Origin of the sequence: Mesobacillus subterraneus, assembly GCF_003937825.1 — a bacterium.
In the GTDB taxonomy this organism is placed as follows: Bacteria; Bacillota; Bacilli; order Bacillales; family Cytobacillaceae; genus Mesobacillus; species Mesobacillus subterraneus.
Window position 1 is genome coordinate 54,349 of the sequence record NZ_RSFW01000001.1, and the last position, 13,038, is coordinate 67,386.

The 13,038-nt window shown below is 47.3% G+C and carries 11 protein-coding genes; all 11 read right to left on the reverse strand.

Going from position 1 to position 13,038, the window contains the following annotated elements:
* Window positions 1-18: 18 nt before the first annotated feature.
* Window positions 19-912: an ABC transporter permease subunit gene (locus EJA10_RS00265; protein WP_125478011.1), complete on the reverse strand. Its 894-nt coding sequence runs from the start codon at window positions 910-912 to the stop codon at window positions 19-21.
* A complete protein-coding gene (locus tag EJA10_RS00270) occupies window positions 905-1,858 on the reverse strand; it encodes an ABC transporter permease subunit (RefSeq protein WP_125478012.1) in 954 nt (317 codons plus the stop codon). Before EJA10_RS00270 ends, EJA10_RS00265 begins: the two co-directional genes overlap by 8 nt.
* 76 nt (window positions 1,859-1,934) lie before the next feature.
* Window positions 1,935-2,351, reverse strand: coding sequence for a hypothetical protein (locus EJA10_RS00275; protein WP_125478013.1), 417 nt, complete (start codon window positions 2,349-2,351; stop codon window positions 1,935-1,937).
* Between the two features lie 635 nt (window positions 2,352-2,986).
* A complete protein-coding gene (recQ, locus tag EJA10_RS00280) occupies window positions 2,987-5,122 on the reverse strand; it encodes a DNA helicase RecQ (RefSeq protein ID WP_125478014.1) in 2,136 nt (711 codons plus the stop codon).
* 113 nt (window positions 5,123-5,235) lie between these two features.
* On the reverse strand, window positions 5,236-6,309 hold the full coding sequence (locus EJA10_RS00285; RefSeq protein ID WP_125478015.1) for an ATP-binding protein: 1,074 nt from the start codon (window positions 6,307-6,309) through the stop codon (window positions 5,236-5,238).
* 131 nt (window positions 6,310-6,440) lie between these two features.
* Window positions 6,441-7,271 carry an STAS domain-containing protein gene (locus EJA10_RS00290; RefSeq protein WP_170169023.1) on the reverse strand — a complete coding sequence of 277 codons (831 nt, stop codon included), beginning with the start codon at window positions 7,269-7,271 and terminating at the stop codon, window positions 6,441-6,443.
* Between the two features lie 55 nt (window positions 7,272-7,326).
* The gene (locus tag EJA10_RS00295; protein ID WP_125478017.1) at window positions 7,327-8,346 is read right to left on the reverse strand and encodes an STAS domain-containing protein; all 1,020 of its coding nucleotides are present in this window, start codon (window positions 8,344-8,346) and stop codon (window positions 7,327-7,329) included.
* A gap of 117 nt (window positions 8,347-8,463) precedes the next feature.
* Window positions 8,464-9,477 (reverse strand): S66 family peptidase, encoded by a 1,014-nt coding sequence (locus tag EJA10_RS00300; protein ID WP_125478018.1) that lies wholly within the window; start codon window positions 9,475-9,477, stop codon window positions 8,464-8,466.
* A 105-nt stretch (window positions 9,478-9,582) separates the two neighbouring features.
* Window positions 9,583-11,055, reverse strand: a complete 1,473-nt coding sequence (locus tag EJA10_RS00305; protein WP_125478019.1) for a nicotinate phosphoribosyltransferase — start codon at window positions 11,053-11,055, stop codon at window positions 9,583-9,585.
* Window positions 11,056-11,093: 38 nt separating this feature from the next.
* On the reverse strand, window positions 11,094-11,645 hold the full coding sequence (locus tag EJA10_RS00310) for a cysteine hydrolase family protein (RefSeq protein ID WP_125478020.1): 552 nt from the start codon (window positions 11,643-11,645) through the stop codon (window positions 11,094-11,096).
* 245 nt (window positions 11,646-11,890) lie between these two features.
* Window positions 11,891-12,832, reverse strand: coding sequence for a diacylglycerol kinase (locus EJA10_RS00315; protein WP_125478021.1), 942 nt, complete (start codon window positions 12,830-12,832; stop codon window positions 11,891-11,893).
* Window positions 12,833-13,038 lie beyond the last annotated feature (206 nt).

The window sequence follows — 13,038 nt, forward strand, 5'->3', positions numbered from 1 at the left end:
CTAAATGTTTTGTCTTTTCTATTGAGCTCTTTTATATTTCCGATCAAAATACTGCTGCAGGCCATTGCTTGTCAGCGAGAAAGCAAAAATGGTAATTCCGATTGCCACGGTGCCTGTAATCGGCAGCCATGGGTCGGACCAGATGTGCTTGGTGATGTTCGCATAATAAGTCGGCCAAATGTTCGAGGTGTTCATCGCTTTATACGCTCCGCCCAATTGGGAAACGAATTCGACGCTGAAAAAGATTTCGACGATTCCGAGCTGCCCGATCAGGAAGAGGATCCTTCCTAGGTCTGAAAAAAACTGAACGATGAGGAACGGCCTTAATGGCGGCCAATAATAGTTCCGCATCATCGTCAGCGCTGAAGAGCCGGCAACGATTCCCGCCTCGACATACGGTTTCTTCTTGATATCCTGCATCCCCTGGTAAAAAATATCGGCGACCCTGCCTACTTCAAGCAGCGCCAGGACCATCATGAACCACAGAAACCGATTATCCGAAAACACGATAAACGGCGTGCCCACGATTAGAATGATAAAGAAAATCGGCGGCATGAACGAAAATAATCGATTCCATACGATCAGGATTTTATGGAAAAAGCGAGAATAAAAACTCGCCAGTGCCAGCGGGATTGCGAAAACATACCGGATCAGGGCAATTGCCAGAATCGTAAGCAGCGTTTCTTTCGTTCCCAGCAGTACCTTGCTTAATAAATCGACCCCGTTCGCATCCGAACCGAGTGGATATTCCTTTGATGGAGCGAAAGGGGGCAGTTCATAGCCGCCACCTTCCTTCTGCCTCATCACTTGCTCCTTTAAAGAGGAATCGACGAATGGCAGATATGGCGCTGTAAAAGAGATGACCAGCAACAAAGACAGGATTAATAAGCCTATAGTCAGTGATTTATTCATGATCCAACTCCTGTGAAGCTGGGATAACGATACTCCTGAAAATCTGCGCCACGAGATTCGAGACGAGGATGATCAACGTGAAGAAAATCGTATAACCAAACGCCGACACACCATCCACCCCGATATCGAGCCCAATATTGAAGCTTGTCCCGCTAAAGACCGCCTGGAACAGCCCGTTCGCCGCTCCTTTAAAATCCGTCAGTTTTTCAACGATAAATAGATTGGATAATACATAGAGTGTGATGGTATTCGCATGCGCCAGGATTTTCGGCAATGAATTCTTCAAGATATGTATGAATAAAATTTTCATCCCGGAGGTCCCTTTCGATATCGCTGTCCGGATGTAGTCATTCCCCTCCTGCTCACGGAGGCTCACATTGGTGATATTCGCAAGGTAAAAAACAGGATAGATCATGAGAAATAGAATACAAACAACATAGGTTTCGAGTTTATCGCTGCCGAACAGCGCGACATGGAAAAACAGCCCCTTCTCATAAAGGTACATCAGGCCAATTTGCGTAATGATGATGAAAAAGAGGTCCGGCATCGAGATGAACAGCCATGTCGTCCCATTGCCCAAAAAGTTCAGCCTTCGCTTCTGCATCTGGAAATCAAAAATGCCTTTCAATACACCAAAAATAAAAGCAAGAATCAGGGCCGGCACAATTAAAAGCAGGCTCTTCCACGCCTTGGACATTATTTTTTCCGAATATAACTGGCCAGGATGGCTTTCCCCCAATCCTTTATTTTCTTTTACATACGCAAAGAAACCCTTAATATTCGCGATGTGCCTGTCCACTTTATATTCATAGGTGGCCGACTCAAATTGGCCGCCCTGTCCCACCTCATACTTCGTCGTATATGGCAAAAATAAAATCGCGATAAAGAAAAATACGCAGATGAGCCATAACACAAATTGTTCGACTGCTTTCTTAAAATAAACCATTCTTCCTCCTGCTGCACGGATTATACAGAATTTTTTGTCTTTTTAACTTGTAAAAAGTTCTCTAACTCTTGTAAACTCACAAGTCATCATAATGAAGCCCTTCCTCTGGCAGCTCATCATCTGGCACGCCAATCCCAACCTGCTTGATTTTACCGTCATTGACAGAATACGAGTAACTCCAGCCTGGCTCATTTTCGAACCTCACCTCCAGGTGATAAGGGTTGTAATTCCGGCTCGTCCTCCGGCTGATTTCGAACGTTTCACCAGGGTATTTCTCCTCAAGATACTCTTCAAGCTGTTCCGTTTTGATGCCGAGATGGTAATCAATCCACAAAGGACGGATGATAAAAAAACCAATCTCCGCAACGGCAACAAACGCTACCAACACCAGCGCCGCCTTCCGATTTCTTTTAGCCCAAAAATGTCCGAGCACAAGAACCACAACAAAAATACCCAACGCTACTAAAATCTCAATTATCGTAATCGGATGCATCGCAATCCACCATCCTACTTAAGGCATAAATACATATTACCATTTTTTTCTTTTTACTGGAATAAGAAATCCAGCTGTTTGTCTGCTCATTTTGTTCGAGATGATATCAGCTTCGGACATTCTTGCAACACCTGACTTCTTTCACGCGCTTCCTTCTCATTTTGTCCGAAGTGACACCATCTTCGGACATTTTCACCGCACTTCCTTCTCATTTTGTCCGAAGTGAACCCATCTTCGGACATTTTCACCGCCCTTCCTCCTCATTTTGTCCGAAGTGAATCCATCTTCGGACATTTCCACCGCACCTCCTCCTGATTTTGTCCGAAGTGACACCATCTTCGGACATTTTCACCGGGCTTCCTCCTCATTTTGTCCGAAGTGGCCCCATCTTCGGACATTTTCACCGCGCTTCCTCCTCATTTTGTCCGAAGTGACCCCATCTTCGGACATTTTCACCGCGCTTCCTCCTCATTTTGTCCGAAGACATCCCATCTTCGGACATTTTCACGGCGCTTCCTCCTCATTTTGTCCGAAGTCAACCTAACTTCGGACATTTCCCAAAAGCCTCGCTCGATTTTTGTCCGAAGCGCCCAATATTCTCCCACTAAAAAAAGACGGAACCCGCAGGCTCCGTCCTATTCTTTCACTTTTTCTCTAGACCTGTACAAGAACGCCTTGATCATAAAATAGCTCACTTCATCCGGGAGCAGCTCTTTGATCGGCTTCAGCCTGTCTCGGCCGGCTTCAGCCACGGCTCTCTCCAAATCCGCAACATGCTTCTCTGGAATCAACAGGTCATAATCAACTTCCATTCCCTGCTGAATGCACTGGATCAGGTGGTTCTCAACCGTGCTTTCCACCAGCTCGCGCTCAGCGGCAATCTCGGCTACATTCTTATTCTCCTGATGCAGCTTGTACGTTTCGAGATGGGAATCGCCGATTGCTTTTTTTGCCGGCTTTTTCACCGGCTCTGTTACGGCATCCATCACTGGCTGACGCTCAGGATGCTCCTCGCAGAACTCGATGATCCGCTGAATGAATGGCGCACCGTACTTATTGAGCTTGTGTTCGCCCACTCCGCTGACCTTGAGGAAATCCTCCTCTGAGCGCGGCAGCTTCAGGCACATATCTTTCAAAGAGGAATCTGAGAAAATCATAAATGGCGCGACTTTTTCCCCAGAAGCGACATTTCTCCGCAACTCACGCAGCTCTTCGAACAATGGATCATCGTTTGAAACCTGCTTGACCTGGATAGCTTCCTTCCTGAAGACCTGCGTCTTTCCAAGCAGGACCTCCTTCCCTTTTTCAGGGACGAAGATCGTTGGGTACGTGCCATGTTCAACGCCGATCAGCTCCTGGGATATCAGGAACTCGATCAGGTCATTCACCTGCTTGGTGCTCCGCTCCTTCATCAGGCCGTATGTCGGCAATTTATCCAGGCGGAACTCCAGGACTTTTTTGTTCCTCGAACCTGTCAAAACATTGGCAGTCATCGCCTTTCCGTACTTCTGGCCCATCCGGATAATGCATGACAGCACCATCTGCGCATCCTTTGTGACATCCTGGGTCTCCCGGCGATCGGTACAATTGCCGCAGCGGCCGCACGGTTCTGTTTCCGTTTCGCCAAAATAATGCAGGATGTACGATTGCAGGCATTCCTCGGTATGGCAATAGCCTACCATCTGCTGCAATTTTTCCAGTTCAGGTGCAATTCGCTCGCGGTCGGCAGACTGGTCGATCAGGAAGCGCTGCACCTGGACATCCTGCGACGAATAGAGCACGATACATTCACTGTCCAGCCCGTCGCGTCCGGCACGGCCAGCTTCCTGATAATAGCTCTCCATATTCTTAGGCAGCTGAAAATGGAGGACGTAGCGTATGTTACTTTTATCAATGCCCATTCCGAAGGCCGAAGTCGCGACCATAACGGTGGCTTCGTCCTGCAAAAACCGCTCCTGTTCGGTGTTCCGGTCTTCATCATTCATGCCGGCGTGATAACGGGCGGCATTGAAACCTTCCTTCTGGAGCCACTCGTACAGCTGGTCGACAATCTTCCTCGTCGCCGCATAAATGATGCCTGCTTCCTTTTCATTCTTTTTGATAAAATCCTTTAAATAAGACTGGCGATCCTGGCCTTTTACGACAGAAAAACTCAGGTTGCTTCGCTCAAATCCGGTGATGATCGTGTTTTCAGGATTTATTTTTAACGAAGCGCAAATGTCCTCCCTGACCCTGGGTGTCGCGGTTGCTGTCAGGGCGAGCATAATCGGCTTCTTCGGCAGGCGATCGGCGAGACCGGAAATCTGCAGATAACTCGGACGGAAATCATGGCCCCATTGCGAGATACAGTGTGCTTCATCGACGGCGATCAGCGGGATTTCCATGTCCTGCAGATCATGTATGAACTCCCAGGAACCAAGGCGTTCCGGGGCAATATACAAGAGCTTGTACTTTCCGTTCCTGGCATCATCCATCCTTGCGGCAGCTTCACCGGCAGTAAGGGAACTGTTGATGTATGTCGCAGGAATGCCAAGCTGGACGAGCGTGTCGACCTGGTCCTTCATAAGGGAAATCAGCGGCGAGATGACGATTGTGGTCCCAGGCAGCACGAGTGCGGGAACTTGATAGACAATCGACTTGCCGCCGCCAGTCGGCATGACACAAACCGTGTTTTTCCCTTCAAGCACAGAGCTGATGGCCTGTTCCTGTCCATGGCGGAAAGTGGAATATCCAAAATGATTTTGCAACAATTCACGGGCTTTTTGCAGCATAATTGGGTGGCTCCTTTCAGTGAGAAAATGTGAGGGGATTTAAGAGGATCAACTTCTTCATTGTACCAGATGAAAGCAAAAATGCCATGCTTCAAAACGAAGCACAGCATTTGTTATTCTGCGGCCAGCAATGTTTCTACCGGATAGTAACGAGGCAGCAGGATCCTGATCGTCGTGCCTTCCCCAAGTTTACTTTTTACATCAATATGGCCCTGGTGCAGGTCGATGATTCGTTTGCAGGTAATCAGTCCCAACCCTGTTCCTTTTTCCTTCGTTGAATAAAATGGTTCAAACAGACGCTCAAATCGTGCTTCCGATATCCCGCACCCCTTATCGGCGATCGTCACCATAACAGTCTCATTGCTCACTTCGTCCAATCGTACCCCAATACAATGTCCTCTGTATTCTGTTGCCTCAATCGCATTCTGCAGCAGATTGATCAGCACCTGCTTCATCTGGTTCCGGTCGCAGTTCAAGATGATTTCCGCGTCAGAGCTGAACTGAATTTCGATGCCTTTTAACAAGGCCTGCGGTTCCATGAAGTGGATACAATCCCGCAGCAGCTTGGTGTAGTTTGTATATTGAAAATTAACGTTCTCATTTGGTTTGGCGATGAACATGAATTCATTGACGATCTCATTGATCCGGTCCATTTCATCAAGCATAATGTCCAGATACGGCACCAAAGCCGGCTCTGTCACGCTTTCCTTGACGATCTTGGCGAATCCCTTCAGGGAAGTAAGTGGATTCCGGATTTCATGCGCGATGCCGGCTGCCAGCTCGCCGACGACCGAAAGCTTTTCCATCTGCTGGACCTGCTTCTCCCTTGTTTTTTCCTTTGTAATATCGATGGTTGTCCCGATGACCTCAACCGTTTCGCCATTCAAGCGAATCGGACTCAAAATCGCCAGGTATTGAATCTCCGCAAAACTGCCCTCGTAGTTCACATGCTCCCCGTTCCAGGCTTTTTCATAGAATGACTCTTTGCGCATCGCCTGGTCAGCCGGCAGGAATTCAAACAGTGATTTCCCGATGATATATTCAGGGCACAGCCCTACCTTTTCTATGAGTTTGCCTTCGATGAACGTATGGATAAATCGATTGTCTTTTTTGATGAATTTAAAAATGAAGCCTGTTTCCCTTGGAATGAACTGTTCGTAATCCACCTTAACCCTTTGATCTACCACTCGGCAACACCCTCAGCACAAAAGATTCGTTCCCTATTAATTCTGTACTTCCATGGGAAATCCTTTAAAAAAAACAGGAAATTGACAAGAAAAAAACGATGCTTTTGATTATAAGCATCGCCTGTTCATCATTACTGGCGTTCGTTATTTTTCCGATAAGCAGCCATTGCCTGCTTCACTGACGAGTATGTCTTCACCGTTGAAAAATTGATTCCCAGAGAGACCATCGTCTGGGCGATCTCTGGCCTTATTCCGGTTATGACAGCCTCAACCCCCAATAGTTTCAGGGCGTTGATCACCTGGAACAGCTGGCTGGCGACCATCGTGTCGACAATCGGGACACCTGATACATCCAGGATGAAATACGAGATTCCCTGTTTGGCACTTTTGCGGAGCGATTCCTCCATCAGCAATTTCGCGCGATATGTATCGATCGATCCAATTAGCGGCAGGACCGCGACCTTCTTTTCAAGCGGGACGACCGGCACGGATAATTCCGCGATCTCTTCCTTGGCCCGATTGAGGAATTCTTTCTGTTGTTTGACGAAGGCAACACTGAAACTTTGCGCAGCCTGGTCAATGATCATGTTCAACTTCTTCGTGTACGAATGGTAGGATTTCAGGTCGCAACCTTCCTGTTCACAGATCTCATAGATGATATCGCTGAATTTTTCACGGTAATAGTCCAGCTCATCCAGAGCGATATCAATCGTCATCCCGAGCTCTGAGCAGAGTGCACCGGTTGCGTTGCCCCATTGGGTGATCCTGGATAGCGCAGTATCCAGATCATCCATAATCAACTCTTCATACAAGCTGATCATCTTAATCCGTTCAGCCCGGAGTACATCGGATATCGGACCTAATTTGTCAGGGTATTTCGCTGATTGACGATCCGTGATAGTATCAGCCAATTCATTTTTCACATCGTTCACTCTTTTTGCCATCTCGGTCAAATGGTTCATGTGGACCCCTCCCAACATCAACATTTTCCCGATTCTCCGAAAAGTTAAACCTTAGTTAAATAATTTCCCTTCCATTTTGCCCCAGGGCATAATGGATGCCATGCTGCAGGGTTTGGAAGCAGTCGAATTTATTCAAGTTGATGCCTGAATTAGAGATGGTTACCCCAAGTTCTGCAGAGATGCCGACCAATACGGTTTTGATTCCAATCAAAGCTGCAGCAGAGCCCATTTTTTCAATCATACTGACTGAATGATCTCCCATGTTCTCATCCAGGCCGGTCAAGTCGAGCACAAGGTAGTTCGCCTTGTAGGCAGGCAAATTATACAATGTATTCTCAATCAGCTGACGGGCGCGCTCCTCATCGTAAGAACCGATCAACGGCACGACCACGATACCTTCCAGCACAGGAATGATCGGCGAGGAAAGCTGCTCGATCAACTGCTTCAATTCCTTTGTCTTTTCCTCAACCAGGCCCTCAAGCTGGCCGATTTGCTCTGCTTCCTTCTTCCGGGCAAGCTCATGGATATTCTCGGAGACAGACACATCAGCCGGAAAATATTCCACAATGCTGTATTCATGGCCTTCCACCTGATCCTGTACGACCTTATACCAGATATTTGTGCCAAAGAGCCCGCTGAAGACACCGGCAAAGTGGGCAGCAATGAAATTCGTTCCCTGGCTTTTCCCCTGGCTCAGATTGATTTTCGTCTCCCAGCTGTCTTTTAGATGGAGGCTGACCTTTTTATCCTCAAAACATAAGTTATGGACAGTCACCAATCCCCATCCGGCAGTTGCATACAAATTCATCAGCATATCCGCCGCTTCTGCGATTCCGGCTGTCTTGAATTTTTCAAAATAGCCCCCGATCTCAATACCCTGGCGGAAACCTGTCGTCTCAAACACCAATTTCGAAGCTTCTTCCCCGGATATTTCCTCTAGCGTATCGAAGAAATCCTTCATCGCAGTACTAATCCAAAACAAGACAACATCCCCGCCTTCAAACGTGAGCTGTCCCTTATCCATATCCCATAGAAATTCATTTCCTGCTACCTGAATGGATTTATTCTCTGCCATGGTCCGTTCCTCCTAATATTACTGTAGAAACTATTATATGGGGTTCATCTATACAAGTCTAATATTAGCCTTAATGGAAAATGCATGCATCGATGAAGAGATGCATGCATTGAAAGATTAAATGAACGTTTGTAAAACGGTCCCTTTTCCATTTGCTGCTTTTATTTTTCCGTAGGCTCCATTTATAAAAGTGATTTGCGGCGGAACATGGCCACAGTCTATGTCATAAATGACAGGGATTTGCAGTTCAACAGCCAGTTCATGGTAAACATCCTCAATTGCATAATTCCCCACGGTTGTATTGGCTGGGCTCCTGCCAAACAGGATGCCTGAACAATTCACAAACCAGCCGGCATATTTCATTTGCACAAGCGTTCTTCGTAAATCCGTTGTCGACAATTCCGCATTTTCGAAGAACCAAACAACCGGGTCTCCTGGGATATGAGTGTCCCTGAAAGATTGAACATCGCCGTATGGAGTACCGATTAAATGGCGGATGGTATCGATACAGCCGCCAAGCAAACGCCCTTCTACTTCAATTTCGCCCCTGCCGATTATCTTCCATTCCGTCTCTTCAGTTAGGTGAAAAACACAGGGACTAGGCTTGTCATGGCGCCATGCTTTTTGGTATTTTTCTGAGGATTCCTGGAGAATGGATTGACTCTTTTTCGTTGCTAAAACAGCTTCCCACGCAGCGGTTGTCTCGTCCGAATACGCGCCCCTCAGGTCTACCAGGTTTGTTCCATGCGCAGTGGCAATTCCCGTCCTTAATGTGATGGCCAACAACAACAAACTTGTGTCCGAATAACCAAGGATCCACTTTTCCGGGACCTTGTCAAAGTCAACATGCTCGAGGATTTCAAGCAGCAACTCACCACCCCATGGAGGGATCATCAGCTGGATGCGGCCGTCTGCCATCATGTTATTAAACTCGTCTCCCCGTTCCTTTGCAGGTGCGGACTTTGCTTTGTCTTGTGTCCATGGCGTTTCGCCCATGATGACTTTGTATCCTCGCTCTTCCATACGGGAAGAAGCACTTTCTAGCAAATCATGCAATTCAACCGGTACTCCTGATGATGGTGCCGTGACACCAACCGTCATTCCTTTTTCTAAGATTGGATAGCGAATCATCCCGTTCCCCCCTTGCTTTTGCATAATTTTAACAGGAACGCCACTTGAAGAAAACCTCTTTTTTAATATAAAAATGGCTGCTTCTCTGGAAGCAGCCACACTCGTTTATTTCTCTCCGATCATTTCCCTGACTTTTTCTTTTACTTCTTCTATATTGCGCATTTTGTTGTCCCAGCATTTCTGGCTGAGATCGACCGGGTATTCCTCCGGATTGAGCATGCGCGTGTATTCTTCCCAAAGCACGCCAAGGCAGTATTTCGAATGCCTGCGGACTTCCTCGAGACTTGGCTGAGTGTATACGAGCTTACCCTCATCGAAGATGTCATGATGCAGGTCCCTGGCATCGAAATTCGTGACGAACTTGCTGATGAAGGTGTGCACTGGATGGAACATCTTCAGACGCTTTTCTTCCTGGGGATTTTCCTCTTCAAGCGCGATATAGTCACCTTCTGAGCGGTTATTGTCCCGATTGATGATCCGGTACACCTTTTTGATGCCCGGTGTCGTCACCTTCTCTGGATTGGAGGAAATCTTGATCGTGTCCTCCATCGTGCCATCTCCCCGCTCGACGGAGACAATTTTATAGACTGCGCCAAGTGCAGCCTGGTCGTAAGCCGTAATCAGCTTTGTGCCGACTCCCCAAATATCGATCTTTGCTCCCTGAGCCTTCAGGTTCATGATCGTGTATTCATCAAGGTCACTGGACGCGACGATTTTCGCATCCTTGAATCCTGCTTCATCGAGCATTTTCCGCGCTTCCTTCGATAGGTACGCAAGGTCACCGCTATCGAGACGGATGCCGATGAAATTAATCTTGTCGCCGAATTCCTTCGCCACCTTAATTGCATTTGGCACGCCAGATTTTAACGTATCATATGTGTCGACCAGGAACACACAGTCCTTATGCGTCTCTGCGTATTTTTTAAAAGCGGTGTAGTCGTCCTTATAGGCCTGCACCATCGAGTGGGCATGCGTCCCTGAAACCGGAATGCCGAACAGCTTGCCTGCGCGCACATTGCTCGTCGAATCAAATCCGCCGACATAGGCAGCACGGGTCCCCCATAGTGCCGCATCCATTTCATGCGCCCGGCGGGACCCAAATTCCATCGCGACCTCTTCGTTCACGACCTGTTTGATTCGGGACGCCTTTGTCGCAATCAGTGTCTGGTAGTTTACGATATTGAGCAGCGCTGTCTCGATCAGCTGCGCTTCAGCAAGCGGCGCATCAACCCTGATGAGCGGCTCATTGGCAAAAACAATCTCGCCTTCTTGCATCGCGCGGATCGATCCGGTAAAACGAAGCTCTTTTAAGAAGCCAAGGAAATCCTCATCGAACTTCCCTTCTTCTCTTAAATACTGGATATCATCCTCCGTGAAGCCAAAATTCTCGATATAGCTGATGATTTTTTCCAGGCCGGCAAACACTGCATAGCCATTGCCAAAAGGGAGCTTGCGGAAAAACAAATCAAACACGGCGCGGCGATTGTGGACGCCGTCGCGCCAGTACGTTTCCATCATATTTAATTGATATAAGTCCGTGTGCAGCATCAAGCTGTCATCTGTGAATTTAGTGCCCATCAAAAAACCTCCAAGTTTACTGCCATCAATAGATTAGCTTACCTGACCTCCGCTCCGATCGAGCTTTCGAAATGCCGGAGCGACCATTCGTGGCCTGTCTGGTCAAAGGAAGCAACACCATCCTTATACACAATAACCTTAAATCCCTTGTTGTAAGCATCGACCGCCGTGTGAAGGACGCAAATGTCGGTGCAGACACCGACAAGATGTACTTCCGTGATGCCTCGCTCACGCAATTTGATTTCCAGGTCTGTCCCCGCAAAAGCAGAATATCTCGTTTTGTCGAGGTAATGCACATGATCCAAATGCCTGCTCTCCTCATACACCGCCTGAAGGCTGCCGTACAGATCCCTGCCCTTCGTTCCGCGGATATTATGCGGCGGATACAGCTTCGTCTCCGGATGGAACTCATCGCCTTCATCATGGACATCAATCGCGAAAACCACATAGTCACCATTTTTGATGAAATCCTTCGTTAAGCTGACAAGCTTGTCTTCAATCGCCTGTCCCGGCTTGCCGCACGTCAGCCGGCCGTCATCCGCAACGAAATCATACGTATAGTCGATATTGATCAACGCCTTGTTCCCCATTATGTATCCACATCCTTTTATGTTATTATCTTTTATTTTCTTCCAAATATGATGTGCAGGCAAATTTTATGCTATTTAGAAATATATTGAAATATTAAGGAATATATTTTGTTTTTAAGGAATATAACCGAGGATTAAGGAATATATCTGTTGTTTTAAGGAATATAATCAAAAATTAAGGAATATCCTTCTATACCCTTTTACCAAACGTAAAAAAACCACCCCTAATTGGAGTGGTTCCATCATCATTCTGCTTTGAAATTCAATTCGAGGTTCTCCGGCCGGTCTTCTGGTCGGATTTCATCGAGTGGAACGTATACTTCGATGTGCCTGAACAGGTTTTCGAACTCGGCTGGCAGGTTGCCGCCGTATTCTCCGTCGAGATTCAGCTGGACGGTTTCGTTCGAATGGACCTTGATGCGATTGGCCTGTGTGTAGATGACGCCTGGATCATTGATGTGTTCCCCGCGGACAGCGAGTGACGCAATCCGGATGAAATCTGCTAGGTTCGTCTTTTTCAAGATCAATAAAGAGAATAGCCCATCATTGATTGATGAGTTCGGTGCCAGGCGCTCGAAGCCGCCGACGGAGTTCGTCAGCCCAACGAGGAACATCATGACTTCCCCTTCGAACAGTTTTCCATCATACTCGATCTTCACTTCGGAAGCCTTGATGGATGGCAGCATCTCAATGCCCTTCAGATAATAGGCAAGCTGGCCAAGCATCGTCTTCAACTTGCTTGGAACCTCATACGTCAGCTCTGTCAGCCTGCCGCCTCCCGCAATATTTATAAAGTATCTATCGTTGATCCGGCCCACGTCGACCGGAATCGTTTCGCCTTTAACAATGATGTCAACAGCCGCATCGATATCCCGCGGAATATGAAGCGCGCGTGCAAAGTCATTGGTTGTGCCAACCGGAATGACGCCAACTTTCGGGCGGTAATCCTGCTCAGCAATTCCATTGACCACTTCATTGATCGTGCCATCTCCGCCAGCCGCAATCACCAGGTCATAACGCCGCTCAACCGCAATCCTTGCAGCCTGCGTCGCGTCCCCCTCACCTGTCGTTGCATGGCATGATGTCTCATAGCCGGCATTCTCCAGCTTCACCAACACCTCGGCAAGATGCTTTTTGAAAATCTCACGACCCGAAGTCGGATTGTAAATGATTCTTGCTCTTTTCATACCCATCATCCTACTTAATATGGTTTTTGATTCCATCATTTTACATCATAGCTCATATTTCTCATCCAGGCAATTGCCCGGACACTACCGGATATATCATAAACCACTTTACACCCATTTGCCAAAAAGAAACCTAACTTTTAATCAAAGTGTTAACTATTGTATTTTTCGAAAAACTCTTCCATTCATCTGCTTTATTTTTTACA